General features: G+C 69.4%; 14 protein-coding genes and 1 pseudogene. 6 read left to right on the forward strand and 9 right to left on the reverse strand.

Features of this window, described 5'->3' with window-relative positions:
- Positions 1 to 27: 27 nt before the first annotated feature.
- The 3 genes from ACFY16_RS19615 to ACFY16_RS19625 form a co-directional block, all read right to left on the reverse strand.
- Positions 28 to 1,377 carry a PASTA domain-containing protein gene (locus ACFY16_RS19615; RefSeq protein ID WP_390648382.1) on the reverse strand — a complete coding sequence of 450 codons (1,350 nt, stop codon included), beginning with the start codon at positions 1,375 to 1,377 and terminating at the stop codon, positions 28 to 30.
- A gap of 69 nt (positions 1,378 to 1,446) precedes the next feature.
- Positions 1,447 to 2,310, reverse strand: coding sequence for a nuclease (locus ACFY16_RS19620; RefSeq protein ID WP_390648383.1), 864 nt, complete (start codon positions 2,308 to 2,310; stop codon positions 1,447 to 1,449).
- A gap of 112 nt (positions 2,311 to 2,422) precedes the next feature.
- Complete coding sequence (locus ACFY16_RS19625) at positions 2,423 to 3,403, reverse strand: hypothetical protein (RefSeq protein ID WP_390648384.1); 981 nt, start codon at positions 3,401 to 3,403, stop codon at positions 2,423 to 2,425.
- A gap of 631 nt (positions 3,404 to 4,034) precedes the next feature.
- Here ACFY16_RS19625 and ACFY16_RS19630 point away from each other — a divergent pair.
- Positions 4,035 to 4,505, forward strand: a complete 471-nt coding sequence (locus ACFY16_RS19630) for a DUF6884 domain-containing protein (RefSeq protein WP_390648610.1) — start codon at positions 4,035 to 4,037, stop codon at positions 4,503 to 4,505.
- A gap of 114 nt (positions 4,506 to 4,619) precedes the next feature.
- Here ACFY16_RS19630 and ACFY16_RS19635 read toward each other — a convergent pair whose 3' ends face one another.
- Together ACFY16_RS19635 and ACFY16_RS19640 are read right to left on the reverse strand one after the other, a co-directional pair.
- On the reverse strand, positions 4,620 to 5,513 hold the full coding sequence (locus ACFY16_RS19635; RefSeq protein ID WP_390648385.1) for an NAD(P)H-binding protein: 894 nt from the start codon (positions 5,511 to 5,513) through the stop codon (positions 4,620 to 4,622).
- Between the two features lie 83 nt (positions 5,514 to 5,596).
- A complete protein-coding gene (locus ACFY16_RS19640) occupies positions 5,597 to 6,604 on the reverse strand; it encodes a GlxA family transcriptional regulator (protein ID WP_390648386.1) in 1,008 nt (335 codons plus the stop codon).
- Between the two features lie 335 nt (positions 6,605 to 6,939).
- Between ACFY16_RS19640 and ACFY16_RS19645 the strand changes: the two genes are divergently transcribed.
- The 5 genes and pseudogenes from ACFY16_RS19645 to ACFY16_RS19665 all read left to right on the forward strand — a co-directional run bounded on the left by ACFY16_RS19645 (position 6,940) and on the right by ACFY16_RS19665 (position 11,703).
- Complete coding sequence (locus tag ACFY16_RS19645; protein WP_390648387.1) at positions 6,940 to 7,566, forward strand: TetR/AcrR family transcriptional regulator; 627 nt, start codon at positions 6,940 to 6,942, stop codon at positions 7,564 to 7,566.
- Positions 7,563 to 8,318 carry an SDR family NAD(P)-dependent oxidoreductase gene (locus ACFY16_RS19650; RefSeq protein WP_390648388.1) on the forward strand — a complete coding sequence of 252 codons (756 nt, stop codon included), beginning with the start codon at positions 7,563 to 7,565 and terminating at the stop codon, positions 8,316 to 8,318. Before ACFY16_RS19645 ends, ACFY16_RS19650 begins: the two co-directional genes overlap by 4 nt.
- Before the next feature lie 151 nt (positions 8,319 to 8,469).
- Positions 8,470 to 9,426, forward strand: a complete 957-nt coding sequence (locus ACFY16_RS19655) for an ABC transporter substrate-binding protein (protein WP_390648389.1) — start codon at positions 8,470 to 8,472, stop codon at positions 9,424 to 9,426.
- Positions 9,427 to 9,734: 308 nt separating this feature from the next.
- Positions 9,735 to 9,953: pseudogene (locus ACFY16_RS19660) on the forward strand (aldehyde dehydrogenase family protein); the annotation flags it as partial.
- 364 nt (positions 9,954 to 10,317) lie between these two features.
- Positions 10,318 to 11,703 (forward strand): MFS transporter, encoded by a 1,386-nt coding sequence (locus tag ACFY16_RS19665; RefSeq protein ID WP_390648390.1) that lies wholly within the window; start codon positions 10,318 to 10,320, stop codon positions 11,701 to 11,703.
- Positions 11,704 to 11,756: 53 nt separating this feature from the next.
- Here ACFY16_RS19665 and ACFY16_RS19670 read toward each other — a convergent pair whose 3' ends face one another.
- The 4 genes from ACFY16_RS19670 to lnt all read right to left on the reverse strand — a co-directional run bounded on the left by ACFY16_RS19670 (position 11,757) and on the right by lnt (position 16,856).
- Positions 11,757 to 13,703 (reverse strand): helix-turn-helix domain-containing protein, encoded by a 1,947-nt coding sequence (locus ACFY16_RS19670; protein ID WP_390648391.1) that lies wholly within the window; start codon positions 13,701 to 13,703, stop codon positions 11,757 to 11,759.
- Positions 13,704 to 13,779: 76 nt separating this feature from the next.
- On the reverse strand, positions 13,780 to 14,580 hold the full coding sequence (locus ACFY16_RS19675) for a 3-hydroxybutyrate dehydrogenase (protein ID WP_390648392.1): 801 nt from the start codon (positions 14,578 to 14,580) through the stop codon (positions 13,780 to 13,782).
- Positions 14,581 to 14,699: 119 nt separating this feature from the next.
- Complete coding sequence (locus tag ACFY16_RS19680; RefSeq protein ID WP_390648393.1) at positions 14,700 to 15,179, reverse strand: NUDIX domain-containing protein; 480 nt, start codon at positions 15,177 to 15,179, stop codon at positions 14,700 to 14,702.
- Positions 15,180 to 15,245: 66 nt separating this feature from the next.
- Positions 15,246 to 16,856 carry an apolipoprotein N-acyltransferase gene (lnt, locus tag ACFY16_RS19685; RefSeq protein WP_390648394.1) on the reverse strand — a complete coding sequence of 537 codons (1,611 nt, stop codon included), beginning with the start codon at positions 16,854 to 16,856 and terminating at the stop codon, positions 15,246 to 15,248.
- Positions 16,857 to 16,935: the final 79 nt, after the last annotated feature.

The raw sequence follows: 16,935 nt of genomic DNA on the forward strand, positions 1-16,935 counted from the left end.
AAGCTGCCCAGGAGGCCGGGCGTTGATTCAGTTAGGGATACGGCCGATACGACGATATGGCCCTTGTTCGTAATAGTTCCCTATCACGAGCTCAATCTCGGTGCCGACATCCACCATCGTTCCGGCGGGAGGACTCTGGTTGACTATCTGCCCTTTGAGGAGGTGCCCGTCTTGCGTTATTTCCAAGGGGGCCGAGTCCCTGACGATGAGGCCGAGCTGTCGGAGTTTGATGTGTACCGCAGTGACCGGCATGTCTATGCATGCGGGCACCTTGACTTGGGGAGGTGGCGGGGCTGTCTGGACGCGGTTGAGGGTAATCGGTCCTGGTTCTGTCAGCGGGGGAGAAAGGCTCCCGGGGTCGAACAGTTGCGGGGGTGTGATCTGGCCCCGTGAGAGTGCGATGGCATGCGCCATCACCGCGTTGATCAGCTTCGTGTAGTCCGAGATGGCCCCATTGAGGGTCTCAGATGAGGGGAGGTCCCGGAAGAACATCGGATTCTTGAGCGCGAACTCCAGGTCGTTGCGGGCCTGGATGTAGTTCAGCTTCTTCTCGCGGGCGTCGGCCAATGCGAGCAGGAAGTCCTCCCGTTCCTCGGGGGTGGGAAGCGGCAGGGGCAGCGTGTCGTAGGTGGCCACCTCAGTCTCATATGCTGCCGCATTCGCTCTGGCTATCTCCGGGAACTGCCGGTATCGCTGAATGACATCCTCGATGCTGACGGTCGGAGAGATTTGTGTGCCTGTGCCAGCCTTCTGATACATGGTGGCACTGAATTCCGAGCGGGTGCTTTCGCTGCCGTTAGCCTCCGTGAAGGCGGCCTTGAAGCTTCCGCTCGCCACGAGTCCGTTGGCCTCGGCCTGGAGGGTGGCCGCAAGTTCGGACTGCTTGCTGGTGGAGACCGAGGTGATCCTGATCACCGCGTAGAATTCCCCGCCTGTCTGCAGTCCGCGGATGAAGCTGTCGCCGAAGGCCCGACTAAACTCGTCAGTCCTGTTGGCGTCGAGCAGAGCCTTGGCCTCACCAGTGACCTTGAAGTTCTTCCCGCGCCGCATGGAGTTTTCGACGAGGCAGCGGGCGACTAGGAAGGTCGAGGTGGAGTTGAATTTGGTTGACTCGGAGAACTTGGTCTTGGTCGAGGCGGAGAAGAAGCCGTAGCGGCCTTGGGCCTCGAAGGACATGCCCAGGTTCTCCTGGAGTTCTTCGTGGGTGTTGATGATGCTGATCGATGAGGTGACTTCTGCGCCAGGGGCGGTCGGGTTTTCTGCAATGGTGAAGCTGTCCAGGGCGGTACCTACGGCCAGTCCGGATTCGCTGTTGAAGCCCATGCCGATCTCTTCATCATTGAAGAGGATCCTGCGGACCTGCGGCACTTGCGGCATCGTCGCTCCCTCCAATCTGGTTGTATGGTGAGCCACCGCGGCGTGCAGTGACGCACCCTCGCTGGTGTTTCATGCTTCGTCGAAGAGCAGGTCCTCGGGCGGATATGTCATCCTCACCGTGTGGTCGTTTGTGACCTCGACGACGTGGTGCAGGCCGACGTGCCGCTCGCCCGTGGTCAGGATGGAGAATCGGTCCTGGACGCCGGCCAGGTAGGCGGGGAAGCATGCCAGCGGCATGGTGCCGAGGTGTAGGTAGTCCACCAGGCGGCGGAACAGCTTGGGGAGGACCGCTATGTCGTCGGTGAGCGAGGCCAGGCCGGTGGTCTTCGCTCCGGTGGTGGTCACGTCGCTTGGCCACAGGCCCCGACCTGCCTCTCGTGCTTCCTTGGCCGCGGCTGTCATCTCGGTACGCAGACTGGTGAACAGGCTGCGGTAGAACGTCGGGTACACCAGGCCCGTCGTGAGCAGGTGGTGGTTGACTGTTGTTCGCAGCACGGGGACGTCCACGTCGATCTCCAGGCCGCTGGTGGCGGGCGGAGTGCCGCGTCCTGCCAGGGCCACGCAGCGGCCGTGGACATCGGCGCCTCGGGTGAGGATGAACCCGGGAACCGTGTCCGGGGTAGTGGCGGTCACCGTCTCGTCCGAGCCGCGCTGGACTTCGGTGAAGCCGAGCCAGTTCAACAACTCGTCGCGTGCCGCATGAGCGAACTGCAGGGGCTGGTGGACACGGCTCGGGCCGTAGTGGGTCTCGAGCGCGTCGACCGCGTCCAGCCGCAGTGTCGCCCGCCCCACCGCACTGTGCTCGACAGCTCGCCCGCCCACGCCGCCGACAAGATCCCACTCGATCGGGTTGTCTGCCGTGAAATGAACCGTGTCTCCATCCGGCTGCGAGCCCTTGACGTCGTAGAAGCCCTTGATGAGCAGCATGGGCATGGTCTCTCCTCGGCAGTGGAACGTGCACTCGATGCTTAGGACACGCAGGTGCGGCAGGAGGGGAAGGGGTGTGGACGGCGGAACGTGGCAGCGATCGTCAGGTCGCCGACGGTCATGGGGGGTCCCAGACGAGGGTCACGTTGAGCCGTTGCTCCACGATGGTTATGTCGCTCATCACGGCTCGCCGGCCGTTGGGGTCGGCGCCCCACAACAGGCCGACGGCGTTGTGCGTACCGGACTGCAGGATGACCGAACCCGAGTCGCCGGGCTGGGCGAACTTCCCATCTGGGCATTCCCCCGGGTTGAAGAAGATTTCGAATTGCTTGGCCATCGCGTACTGGTGCCCCTCTGGCGGGCTGCGCCTCCTCCACCACACGGCTAGCGCCATTCCGATGATCTGGCCGCCGGTGGGGCCGGTCTGGGAACCGCGTTTACGGACGAACATTTGCTCTGCCGGCGCTAGCGTTTGAGTGACTGCACCGAGGCCGTCGGCGATCTCGTTGGAAAACGTCCGGCCGTGCTGATCGGCCTCGTCCAGAGCGAAGATGGCGGCGTCGATCTGCCGCCCCAGCCACAGCGTTCCCCCGGCTGGGGTCGGGATCGTCTGCGTCACCGGGGAGTCGAAGTCGATCACCTGGCCCAGACTGTCGGTCAGGTCCGGGGTAGAGCCGATGGGCGTCGGCGGCGCGATGGGCTGGAAGACCCGAAGCCCGGTGTCGCCGGAAACGTGATGGCAGGTCAGGCCCACGAGGGTGTTGTCGTCGTTGCGCATGGCGACCGCGCCGAGCGTGCCGGCGGCCAATGGGGCCTGCTCGATCTGCGCCCCGCCCACGATCAGGTCACGACGACTGATGTCCGGCGCGAATGCAGGTTCGATCGTGAACTCGACGACGCACACCGGTAGGTCTGCAAGCTGCGTGGGCAGCTCGGGCACATCCGTGGCATCGTCGACGTAGACCCGCACGGCCAGCTCGTCGAAGAACTCCTCGTTTTCCTCCCGCATACCCAGCCCCACACCGTTGACGCCTTGCAGGGCGGTCAGTTCGAGGGCCGGAACCTCCAGCTCAGTGATCAGCTCTTTCGGGATCTCCATGGCGAGTCTCCCCAGACGACGGGCACCCGTCCTAGCACACGGTGACGCGGCGTTGACTCTGCAGCCAAGGAGAGGTCTTCGCCGTTGCCTGCCCCGACCCAGCAGCCTGCCTGCGTCCCGCAGTGACTGACTGATGACAGTGGCTGGTTGGTCTGGCCCGTGCTGTCGTGCCTGGTACCCCTACCTACGCCGCCGTGAGGGCGCGGGGCCGCCGTGTTGAGGGCGGTCGAGTCGACCGGCACGTCGCCGTCGGCTGTGTCACACCGTTCAGAAAGCGACGTTCGAACGGCATGCCCCGTTCCCTCGTACTCCGTATTTTCCAGGGTGGCACGTTTGCGGCAATCCGCAAACGCAGTCGGACTGAGCGGCCTCACCTGGCTCTGCGTGGTGGGTGACGGCCCCAGATCGCACCGCGCTGTCCGGTGAGCCGAGCCGACAAGGGCGCATCGCGCGATGTCCCAGCGGCGAAGCACACCACCACGAAAGCAATGGCCCAGTTACCTGCCGAGGCTGCCGCTCCTGGGACGACCACCCGGCCAGCCAGGACGCAGGCTCCAGGCCGTGCCCCGTTCCCCTGACGCGCTCGCTGACGTCCGATCCGTAGCCGTCAACTTGTACACGAATCCCTATCATTCATGGACTCGCGTACGGGTTCTCGTGGCCTGACGTCCAGGATTCTAGGAACTCGCGCGGTTTCCCCTGCGGTAGCCGCAAACTGGGATCGCCCGCGCGAGCGGCAGACATGTACGTCGGCTCTTACCACCGTGCGTGCCGCAAGGCAGCCGAAACGCTGCAGCCCGAACGTCTGCTCATCCTCTCCGCGCGCTACGGCCTCCTGGACCTCGACGACGTCATCGAGCCGTACGACACACCCCATGGTGCGGCCGGTGCGACAACAGCCCGGCGTCTCCTGGAACAGGCAACCGAGCGCGGCATCGTGCGACTCGACCCCGTCGTCGCCCTCGGCGGCGCGCGGCACACGGCCCTGGTCCGCACGGTCTGGCCACACGCCCGCACGCCGCTGGCCGGGACGCGCGGCATGGGTGAACAAATGGCCCGTCTTGCAGCGATGCGCGACGGACAAGCTCCGCACCGAGGGTGATGCCGTGCGCGCAGTCGAAGGAGATTCGGCCCTCAGCGGCCCTCTGAGTATCGGTCAATGGGCGCGGCGACGCGCCTCAGCCGCCGAGGCTCGGGCGTGAAGAACTCCTGCCTCTCAACCTCGGGTGCCACGCGCGGAGTTGGGCGAAGGCCACCAGGCTGCATCTGAGATCGGGGTCGCCGGTGAGCCCGTGAGCCGGGGGACGACGTCGGTGACCATGGAAAGCTCGCCCTTCGCGATCGCCTGGTACCACGAGATCCAGGTCTCGATCTGTTCCCCGCTGATGCCCAGTCGCCATCGCCGCGCGAAGGCTTCCTCAAGGGTCTCGGGTTCGTAGCGGTAGGGCCGACCGGTGGCCGCGGCGATCCGGGTGACCGCTTCGTCGAGGGTCAGGGCCTCGGGCCCGGTGATCTCAAGGGTCGCGCCGTCGTGCTCGGAGCGGGGACCCTCGTCGAGGGCGACAGCCGTGATCACATCGGCGATGTCCTCATGGGTGACGAAGGCAGCCCGGCCGGTGCCCCCGGGACCGCTCACGACGAACTCCTCGTCGGCGAGGGCGGCCGGCGTCGACGCGTAGAAGCCCGCCCGCAGCACCGTGCAGCGGATCCCGGCCCCGGCCAGGAACTGTTCGGTCATCCAGTGGTCGCGGGCGTTGAGGTAAGTGGCGGTGGGCGAAGCGCCGACGAGGGACACGTACAGGATCCGGTCCACACCGGCCTCGATCGCCGCCTCGACCGCGGTGGCGTGTTCCTCCAGTCGGCGCCCCGTGCGGTGTCCGGAGACCAGGACGAGGGTCGACGCACCCTCGAGCGCCGTGCGCATGGCCGAGGCGTCGGCATAGGCGGCCGGACCCCGTCGCCGGGCGTTCGGCAGTTCGGGGATGCGGTCCGGGCTGCGTCCGACGAGGAGTTGGGGGACGCCATGGTCGGCGAGTCGGGCCGCGATCCGGTTGCCCAGCGCCCCTGTCACCCCGGTGACCGCGACCGTGGCGTGGTTCTTCTCAGGCATGGGTTTCCTCCTCCGGGCCGCTGTCGATCAGGGCCCTCCTGCTTCCGCGGTCTTCCACCATCGACCAGCACCACGGTCACGGACTACGCCGAGCCCGCCTCGGACGTGCCCACGCCGGTCGTCCGGAAACTGGCCCGGAAGGCACCAGGTGTGACACCCAACTGCCGCACAAACGCTCTGCGGAGCGACTCGGGTGAGCCGAGCCCTGTGCGCCGCGCTACCACCGCCATGGGGTCATCACCGGTCTCCAGCAGCACCTGGGCCGCTTCCAACCTGATCTGCTCCACATACCTGGCCGGAGTGGTTCCCACCTCTTCGTAGAAGAGCCGGGTCAGATGACGGACGCTGACGCCCGCCCTGCGGGCCATCGCCGACAGTGTGTGGTTGGCCTCTGGGTTCTCGGCGACCGCGTCCAGGACCCGGCGGAGCATCTCCTGGCGGCTGTGCGGGGCCCGGGAGCGGACGCTGAACTGGGACTGGCCACCCGGTCGTTGCATGAAGACAACCATGTCCTTGGCGACCGCCCGAGCGACCTCCGCACCGTAGTGATCTTCGACGAGCGCCAGGGACAGGTCGATACCGGCGCTCACACCCGCCGATGTCATCATCCGCCCGTCCCGCACGAAGATGGCGTCCGACTGTACGTCCACGGACGGGAAACGCAGGGCCAGTTGCTGCGAGTTCCGCCAGTGCGTCGTGGCACGACGGCCGTCCAGAAGTCCGGCCGCGGCCAGCAGAAACGCTCCCGTGCACACCGATGCCGTACAGCGGGCCTTCTCATTCAACTGTCGGACGACATCCAGGAGGGCATCGTCCTTGATCAGTGTCTCCCATTCCGGACCGCCCGGGATCACCAGAACGTCGCACGGCTCACGTACCTCATCGACACGCAGGTCAGCGCTGAGGCGGATCCCGGCAGAGGTGATCACCTCCGCCCCGTCCTCGGACGCGATCTGCACCCGATAGCGCCCGCCGAAGTCGTTGGCCGACGCGAACACCTCGATGGGGCCGGTCACATCGAGCAGCCGCACGCCCGGGAAGACGAACACGGTCACGGTGAGCGGGCCCGTTCCGGGGCGCTTGTGGTTCATCGGATGCCTCCGGGCCGGGCGCGGTGCAGACACGGGCGACCCGTGGGGGGTCGGCGAGTGTTCCAGGGCGGATCGGGGAGCCGATCACCGGCGCCGGACCCCCGTTCACAGGATTTCCGTACGTTCATTCTGCGCCGTCGACCAGAACCAAGGCCACGACCGGCTTGCTCCCTGCTGGGAGGTAAATCCTCCCAGTCCACTGCTGCGACGCCGTCACGCCGCCCCGTATGCCCGAACGGGGCGCCTTGACACCGCGGGGATGCGGAGTGACGGTGGGAACCATGGAAACTGAAGCAGTTTCTCAAGTTTCCCAGGGTGATCGGCAGCGTGCTGACGTGATCGTGGAGGCCGCCGGCCGGCTGTTCTTCGCGGCGGGTTCCGCGCGGGTGAGCATGGACGACCTTGCTCGTACGCTCGGGATGAGCAAGAAGACGATCTACCGTCACTTCCCGGACAAGCGCAGCCTGCTGGCCGCGGTGCTGGAGCGGCAGTTCGCGGCGGTGGAGCGCACGCTGGTGGCGGCGGCCGAGGACGCGGAAGGCCAGCCGTTCGGTGAGCGGGTACAGCGGTTCCTGATCGCGGCAGGCGGTGAGCTCGGCCGGATCGGCGCGGCTCAGCTCGCGACAGGGCGGGGCGATGCGATGGTGCGCCAGTGCGTGGAGCAGCATGTGGACGCGGTGGTCTACCGGCGCCTCGACGAGTTGTTCCAGGACGGGCACCGGCGGGGACTGCTGACGGCACCGCCTGAGCTGCTGAGCGAGATCACCCGCGGCGCGCTGGAGCGGGTGCTCACCTCGCAGTTGCCACGCGAACTCGCATGGACCGCGGCCGATCTGCTGCGGGCGACCGTCGACACCGTGCTCCACGGGGCGATCCGCTCAGCGCACCCCGGCAACGACGACGAACAACTCCTACCAGTCGTTCCGGCGGCCCGCCGTGACGAGGAGGAGGTCGGCCCATGACCGGGGCAACCAGCAGGGTGACATTGGTGACAGGGGCCAGCAGCGGAATCGGTGCGGCCAGCGCGCGCCTTCTGGCCGCACGAGGGATGCGTGTGGTGGTCAACTACCTCCGCAGCGGCGCGGCAGCCGAGGAGGTCGTGGCCGGAATCGAGGCCGCCGGCGGCCAGGCCATGGCCGTGCGGGCCGACGTGCGCGAGGCAGCGGCGATCCAGAGCATGATCGAGCAGGTCCAGGCGGCATGGGGCAGCATCGACGTGCTCGTGCACAACGCGCTCACCCCGTATGTGATCAAGCCGTTCCAGGACATGACATGGGAGGAACTGGGCACCAAGCTCGACGACGAGATGCGCGCGGCGTTCGCGGTCACCAAAGCCGTCCTGCCCGCCATGACCGAACAGGGCTGGGGACGCATCATCTATCTCAGTGCCGGCCTCAGCCGTCGGCCCCGGGAAGGCATGATCGCACTGGGCACGGCCAAGGCCGCGCTGGAGCAGTTCGCCCGGTACCTCGCCCAGGAACTTGGCCCGCGGGGCATCACCGTGAACATCGTCGCGCCCGGCCCGGTGGAGGACACCCGCATGGCGAATGTGTTCGACGACGAGCACAAGCAACGGCAGGTGGCCGCCACCCCCTTGGGTCGCTTGGCCCACCCGGACGATGTCGCCCAGGCGGTCGCCTTCTACGCCGACGAGGACAACGCCTTCATGACCGGCACCACCGCCGCGGTCAACGGCGGGATGTCCATGTACTGACGTCCCGCTGTCCTCCGCGCAGGCGGCCATGCTGGGTCCTGCCGACAGCCGGACCGCATCCGGCCCACCGCCACCTCGGCACCACCACCCCAGGAGCCGGGCCCGCGGCAGGTGCGGGCGCAGGGCGGTGACACGACCGAGGGAAACATCCATGTACACGATCGATCTCGCCTACGTCGGGCGGGGCCTGCACGAGGAACTGGTCGCCTACATCGCCGACCAGGAGGGCTACTACGCCGACGAGGGCGTCCACGTCGCGCTGCACGACGGTTGCTCCTGGGACGAGGAACGGCTGCGCCGCGGCGCCACCATCGGGCTCGGCCGGGCACTGCTGTCCCGACTGACCGACGGCATCCCCTGGGTCGCACTCAACGTCAACACCTGCAGCCCGCTGTTCTGGTTCCTCGCCCGCCCCGGCATTACCTCGCTGGCCGACCTGGCCGGACGACGGCTGGCGGTACACGCCCCCCACACCGCGCCCGGCTGCTTCACCCGGATCGTGCTGCGCCAGGCCGGCCTCGACCCGGACCGCGATGTCCAGACCATCGTCCGCCTGCCCGGCGACTACGGCATGGACCTGCGTCGGCTTCACGACGGCAGCATCGACGCCGCCCTGGTCGGCAGCACCATGGCACCGGAGGCGGTAGCCGCCGAGCACGGCTGGCAGATGCCGGCCTGGGTCGGCGGCCACTTCAAGATCCCCACCGTGGGTGTGGCCATCGACCCCACCTACACCGACCCGGACGACCCCGCCGTCCAGGCCCTCGTACGGGCCCACCGGCGCGCCCTGCAGGTGCTCCACAATGACCCCGACACCACGGTGCGGCACATGCAGACGTTCCTCGGCCGACACACCGAGGACGAAGTCCGAGCCCACTACGAGGCGTTCATCGCCCCGCATTACACCACCGACGGCCGAGTCGACCTCGCCCTCGGCGCCACGGCGATCACCGCGGTCTCCGCCGAACTCGGTGTCCCCGCAACGGTCACCGCTGCCGAGTTCTACCGCACCGCGACCACCACACCGGAGGAATCCGAAGTCGACGGTCCACGCGGTGGAGTCGGGAAAGGTCGAGGTGGTCGGTGCCCGGGCCGCGCAAGCCGGTAGGAAACTCCGAACCGCCGCATCCCCAGGTCACGTTGGACGCGTGGCGAACACGGTGGCCCTCGGCAGGCGAGTGACCCACGCCACGACCGTACGGGACCTGAGGAAGGCACTTCGGGCCGGGAGGCTCAGCAGCGCCTGCACGTGAACATCGGCCCGGTGGCTTCGGTGTCGCAGCCCTGCCCGCACGGACGTGGTGGGGCGTCCGCGTGGCCGAGACTCCGGCCCGTCCAGCCGCAAGCGAGGCCCGTGTGGTGTGCGCCAGGAACCTCGCGGTCCGCCGCCGTCATCCTTGAAGGAGTTCCGCCGATGAGGTCGAGACCGGCATGGTCGGCGTGAACGTGCCGATGCCGGTGCCGGTGGGCTACCACTCCTTCGGCGGCTGGAGGGACTCGGCCTTCGGCGACCACCGCATGTACGGCAGCGAAGCCGTGCACTTCTACACGCGCGGCAAGGTCATCACGAGCCGCTGGCCGGACCCGGCCGAGACGCCGACCGGCCCGGACCTGGGCTTCCCCGCGTCCCACTGACCGCCGCGGCCCGCAGGCGCTGGTCGCGCCGGGTGGCGGTGCAGAGCCGCTCCATCACCCGTGGCCGCCCACGTCCCGGTCGTCCTTCGGGACGGTCGAGGATCGGGCGGCAAAGCCGGGTCAGCCTCTCGGTCAGGTCGCCCACCACGCAACGGCCCTGAGCCGATCAGCCCCAAGATGTCCGAGTGGTGCTCGTTCCGACCATCTTCGAGCACCTGAACCACCCTTCCGCGAGCCGGCATGGTGGCCGCACGCATAGCCAACCCTCGAACTATGTTGCCCCGCCACATGTGCGCCTGACCTGCATGTTTCTACGGTGTGCCGATACGTACCCGTCCCCACCGCACACGAGGAAGTGGCGCACATGGCCTCCGGAACCACCGCTCCCCCACCACCCGTGAACCTCAAGCGCATCGTCGCCGCCAGCCTCATCGGCACCACCATCGAGTGGTACGACTTCTTCCTCTACGGCTCTGCCGCCGCGCTCGTCTTCAACAAGCTGTTCTTCCCGGACTCCGACCCGCTGGTCGGCACGCTGCTGTCGTTCCTGACGTACGCCGTCGGGTTCGCCGCGCGGCCGCTGGGCGCGCTGGTGTTCGGGCACTACGGCGACCGGCTCGGCCGCAAGAAGCTGCTGGTGCTGAGCCTGCTGCTGATGGGCGGGGCGACCTTCGCGATCGGACTGCTGCCGACGCATGCGACCGTCGGGGCGGCCGCCCCGGTGCTGCTGACCACGCTGCGTCTGGTGCAGGGGTTCGCGCTCGGCGGTGAGTGGGGCGGGGCCGTGCTGCTGGTCTCCGAGCACGGGGACGCGCGGCGGCGCGGGTTCTGGGCTTCGTGGCCGCAGACCGGGGCGCCCGCGGGGCAGCTCCTCGCGACCGGCGTGCTGTCCCTGCTGACCGCCGTGCTGTCGGACGACGCCTTCGGCAGCTGGGGCTGGCGGATCCCGTTCCTGCTGTCCGGCGTACTGGTGGTCGTCGGTTTGTGGATTCGTCTGTCCGTCGATGAATCCCCTGTGTTCCAGGAGGCGTTGGCGCAGGCCGAGGCCCGCAGGACCGCGCACCCCGAGGACACGGAGCGGCTGCCGCTCGTGTCCGTGCTGCGGTACCACTGGCGCGACGTCCTGGTGGCGATGGGCGCGCGCATGGCGGAGAACATCAGCTACTACGTCATCACGGCCTTCATCCTCGTCTACGCCACCACCTCGGCCGGCGTCTCCAAGCAGACCGCGCTCAACGCGGTGCTGATCGCTTCGGCCGTGCACTTCGCGGTCATTCCGGCGTGGGGCGCGCTGTCGGACCGCGTGGGCCGTCGACCCGTGTATCTGCTGGGCGCGGTCGGTGTCGGGCTGTGGATGTTCCCCTTCTTCTCACTCATCGACACGGGCGGCTTCGGCAGTCTCGTCCTCGCCGTGACGGTGGGACTCGTGCTGCACGGGGCGATGTACGCACCCCAGGCCGCCTTCTTCTCGGAGATGTTCGCGACGCGGATGCGCTACTCCGGCGCCTCCATCGGAGCCCAGTTCGCCTCCGTCGCCGCGGGTGCGCCCGCACCGCTCATCGCCACCGCGTTGCTGTCCGACTACGACAGCTCCACTCCGATCGCCCTGTACGTGATCGCGGCGGCCGTCCTGACGGTCGTCGCCGTGGCGGCGGCCAAGGAGACCCGTCTGCGGGACCTCACTGAGGTCGAGCCCTCCGCCGAGGCCGAGCCCGCGGCGGCGCGGGCGGCGGACGCGCACACCGTCTGAGGTCCGGGCGCCTTACCGGGCCGCCCCTGACCCCCGCACACCCTGTGCGGGGGTCAGGGGCGTCTCCCGCCCGACAACCGGTGCAGACGCAGCGCGAGTTGGATCTCCAGGGCCCGAGCCGGACTCTGCCAGTCGTCGCCGAGCAGGCGGCCGACGCGCTCCAGGCGCTGGGCGACGGTGTTCACGTGGACGTGCAGCTCGTCCTTGGTGCGGGCCGGGCTCATGCCGCAGGCGAAGTACGCGTCGAGGGTGTGCAGCAGATCGGTGCCGCGCCGCTCGTCGTAGGTGACCACCTGGCCGATGGTGCGGCCGACGAAGCCGGCTATGTCCCGGTCTCCGGCCAGGAGCAGCCCGAGAAACCCGAAGTCGTCGGCGGCTGCGCCGTCCCCGGTGCGGCCGAGGAGCCGTAGGGCGTCGAGGCAGCGTCGGCCTTCCGCGTACGCCGCGGCCACGGCGTCCGGGTGCGCGGCGAGGTCGTCCACCGGAGCGGAGGCGCCGACGGTGACCGCCTCATGGACCGCTGTGCCCAGGTGCCGTGCGGTGCGTTGGGCGAGGTCGGTGACGGTGTCGCCGGGGACGAGCGGCAGCAGCAGGACGGTGCCGCCGTCGCGGGCTGCGGCCAGCCCCTGCCGGGTGGCGGCGAGGTGGGATGCCGCTGACCACAGGCGCCGGCGGGCGGCCGCCTCCTGGTCGGCGTCGGCCGCGGTGCCGTCGAGGCGGGCGGCGAGCACGACATGGGTGGCGTCGAGGTCGGCGTGCAGTCGGGAAGCGCGTTCGCGCAGCAGGCGCGGGTCGCGGTCGCGGGCGTCCAGCAGGTCGTCGAGGAGTTCGCCGCGCACTCGCTGCTCGGCCTCGGCGGCGGAGCGTCTGGCGAGCAGCAGCAGTGAGGTGACCATTGCCGCGCGTTCCAGGGTGCGTTGGTCGACCGGGTCGAGGCCCGGGTGGCCGTGCAACACCAGGGCGCCGAGCAGTTCGCCGCCGGCGGTCACGGCGGCGACCCAGTCCTCCCCGTGCCGTACGGCGTGCCCTTCGGCGCGGGACGCCTCCAGGGCCTGGGCCGGCGCGTCGGCGGACTCGGTGAATTCGACCGTGCCGTCGAGGACCTGGGAGACCGCGGCGGCCACGTCGTGCACTCCTCCACCGCGCAGGACGAGTTCGGCGAGCCGGTCGTGGATGTCGGAGGCGCGCTCGATGACCCCGCTGCGGTCCTGGATGATCTCATTGGCCCGTTCCAGGTCGGCCAGGGCGGAGCGGGTCTCGGTGAGCAGGTTGGCGGTGTCGATGGCGGCCGCGGCAAGGGCGGCGAAGGAGCCGAGCAGCGCGATCTGCTCCCGCTCGAAGACACGGGCCCGGCGGTCCGCGGCGAAGAGCACCCCGATGACGTGCGGTCCCAGCATCAGGGGCACGCCGAGGATGGCGACCAGGCCCTCGTCCCGTACGCCCGCGTCGATGGTGGAGGTGTGCTGGAAGCGGGCGTCCCGGAAGTAGTCGTCGGTGACGTACGGACGGGCCGTCTGCGCGACGAGCCCGCCGAGCCCTTCGCCCATGCCCAGACGCAGCTGCTGGAAGCGGGCCGCGACCGAGCCCTCGGTGACCCGCATGTACGTGTCACCTCGGCCGGGGTCGTTCAGGCTGAGGTAGGCGACGTCCGTGCCGAGCAGTGACCGGGCGCGCTGGACGATCGCCTGGAGCACGGCGTCGAGGTCCCTGAGGCCGGCCAGATCGTGCGCGGTCTCGAAGAGCGCGGACAGCTCGGCCTCGCGGCGGCGCCGTCCCTCCAGCTCCGAGCGCACACGCAGGGCGAGCAGCTTGGCGTGTTCGAGCGCGGCGATCCGTTCGGCCGGCGCTCCGGCGGCGCGGGCGAGCAGCACCGGCCGTTCGTAGGCTTCGACGGCCGCGCCCCGGGCCAGCAGCTCCAGGAACGGCGCGTCGACGCCGTGGGGCGACGGCTCGGCGTCGCTGACGGAGCGCTCGGCTGACTGCACGTGATCGCGGGACATGTTCACAGGATTCCCCATCACCCGGCCGCGGCGTCAGCCCTGTGGACAACTTCCACGCCGAGGGGCGCGGGTTCGGTCAGTGCGCGGTCCAGCCACCGTCCAGTGCCAGCGAGGTGCCGGTCACGAACGACGCCTGCGGGCTGCACAGATAAGCCACGGCCTCGGCGACCTCCTCCGGTTCGATGAGCCGCTTGACCGCACTGTCCTGGAGGAGCACCTCGGACAGCACGCGCTCCTCGGGGATCCCGTGGGCCCTCGCCTGGTCGGTGAGCTGCTTCTCGACCAGGGGTGTGCGCACATAGGCGGGGTTCACGCAGTTCGAGGTGACGCCGTGCGCCGCGCCCTCGAGTGCGGCCGTCTTGGACAGCCCCTCCAGACCGTGCTTGGCGGCCACGTACGCGGATTTGTAGGCCGAGGCGCGCAGCCCGTGTACCGAGGACACGTTGACGATGCGGCCCCACCCCTGCCCGTACATGTGGGGCAGGGCACCGCGGATGAGCCGGAACGGTGCCTCCAGCATCACGGTGAGCACCGTGTGGAAGACATCCGGCGGGAACTCCTCGATGGGGCGGACCAGTTGCAGCCCGGCGTTGTTGACCAGGACGTCGGTGCCCGCGGCGGCGAGTTCGGCGGTGTCCAGGTCAGTGAGGTCGAGGACCCGCGGCTCGACGCTGCCCGGCAGGTCCTCGGCCCGCTCGGCGAGCGCCTCCAGGCCCCGGGCGTCCCGGTCGACCGCTCTCACCTTGGCCCCGGCGGCCGCCAGCCGCAGTACGCAGGCGGTGCCGATGCCGCCGGCGGCGCCGGTGACGAGGGCGGTCCGTCCGCCGAGGTCGAGAGAGAGGGCGTGGGGAGCGGGGAGGGCACTGGGCGCGGTCATGGCTCGACCCTAGACAGCCGATCTGCGCCACCCCATGTGCTCACAACCCATACTTCAGAGCGAACTCATGGGGGCTCTATCCATGCGCTGCCCACGCGCTCCCCAGCGCTCTCCCTGCTTCAGGCAGCACTCGTCGGGTCGAACCACGTCGGTGCGTCCGACAGCGCCTGCTTGATACGGAACAACGCGAACTCGTTCAGCTCCGGCAGGGCGTCCACCTCGAACCAGCCCACCTCCAGCGACTCGTCGTCGTTCACCCGTGCCTGCCCGCCGACGGCGCGGCAGCGGAAGGTGATGTCCATGTACTGGCAGGTGTCCCCGTTGGCGTACGTGACCGGCTCCAGCGCCTGGACCAGGACGACCCGCTCGACGACGCAGCGGACCGCGGTCTCCTCCTCGACCTCCCGTACGGCGCACGCCGCGGGCTGCTCCCCCGGCTCCGGGATGCCGCCGATGACGGACCACTTGCGGGTGTCGGAGCGGCGGCCCAGCAGCACTCGGCCCTCGTCGTCGAGGACGATGGCGGTGACTCCGGGCAGCCAGAGCAACTGGCGGCCGGCGGAGGCCCGGAGCGTGCGGATGAAGTCAGGAGTAGCCATGGGCCGACCCTAACGGGTCGGCCCTGTCACCCCTGTGATCCAGAGACGCGTGCGACGGGTGTACGACTACACGCCACCTGCGCGCCGCCCGCGCGCACCGGCGGCTACGGCCCAGCCGAGTCCGCCGGCGGCCACGAGCACGAGGGCGATCTCCGGGAGGATACCCAGCCGCGTGGCGGGCGTCTCGGAGGAGCGCAGCGGCACCTTCTGCACCAGTGAGTCCGCCACGAACATGCCGGTCTTCTGGGTGATCTTCCCGTCCGGCATGATGATCGCGCTGACGCCGCTGGTCACCGGGACGGTGACGGTCCGGCTGTGCTCGACGGCGCGGACACGGGACATGGCGAGTTGCTGGTAGGTCATCTCGCTGCGGTCGAAGGTGGCGTTGTTGCTCGGCACCGAGATCATCTGCGCGCCGTGGGTGACCGTGTCGCGCACGGCCCAGTCGAAGGCGGCCTCGTAGCAGGTCGCGAGGCCGACCTTGGAACCGTCGATGTCGAACACGCCCGGCTTGTCGCCCCGGCTGAAGTCCTGGCGGACCATCGTCGTCCAGTCCTTGTTGATCGCGCCGAGGAGCGAGCGCAGCGGGAGGTACTCGCCGAACGGCTGGACCTGCCGTTTGTCGTACGTGTCGAGGGCGCCCTTGTCCGGGTCCCACAAGATCTGCTCGTTGAGGAGCTTGCCGTCCCTCTCGACGACGCCACCGACCGAGATGGGCACGCCGATCGCCTTGGCCGCCTTGTCGATGACGTCGGCCGCGTCGGCGTTGGCGAAGGGGTCGACGTCGGAGGAGTTCTCCGGCCACAGCACGAAGTCGGGCTGGGGCACCTTGCCTGCCTTGACCTCGGCGGCCAGGCGCTCCGTCTCTCGGGCGTGGTAGTCGAGCACGGCCCGCCGCTGCGCGTTGAACTCCAGCCCGAGGCGCGGCACGTTGCCCTGAATGACGGCGACGGTCGCCGTGCCGTCCTCGGCCTTGTCGCTCACCAGCGGGCGAGCGGCGACGGCCGCCACCACCGGTACGGCCACACTCAGCAGGGCGACGGCCGCGGCCGACCGCCGCACCTCACGCGTACGCCGCGTCTCGACGGCCACTCGGCCGGCCTCGTACAGGCCGAAACCGCACAGGACGACCGCGAAGCCGAGCACGGGCGTGCCGCCGACCGCGGCGAGCGGCAAGAAGACGCCGTCCGCCTGACCGAATGCGATCTTGCCCCAGGGGAAGCCGCGGAAGGGCACACGCGCGCGTGCCGCCTCGTCGGCGATCCACACCGCGGCGGCCCACACCGGCCAGGCGGGCAGCCTGGACACCGCTGCGACGCCCGCGCCGACCAGCGCGACGAAGACCGCCTCGATCACGACGAGGGCGATCCAGGGTCCGGGGCCGACCTCCACGCCGGTCCACACCAGCAGCGGCAGCAGGAAGCCGAGGCCGAAGAGGTAGCCGAGGCCCAGGCCCGCCTTCCAGCTGCGGCCGCGCAGCACCCAGCCGAAGACGGCGAAGGCCGGCAGGGCCAGCCACCACAGGGTGCGCGGCGGGAAGCTGACGTAGAGCAGCACTCCGGAGAGCGCGGCGGCGAGGGCCGGGACGAGCCGCACGAGCCGCGGGCCGCGGGCGGCGGGCGCGATCGGGGGCTCCAGCTGGTCCGACTGGCCCACGGAGGTTGCGGTGACGGTCACTCCGGGAGTGTACGGCCGGTGGCCTTGACGCCGACAACACGGTCCGAAGCGCGGCACCGTGCCCCGTCTCCGCCGCTCG

Source organism: Streptomyces sp. NPDC001315 (genome assembly GCF_042896175.1).
Classification (GTDB): Bacteria; Actinomycetota; Actinomycetes; order Streptomycetales; family Streptomycetaceae; genus Streptomyces.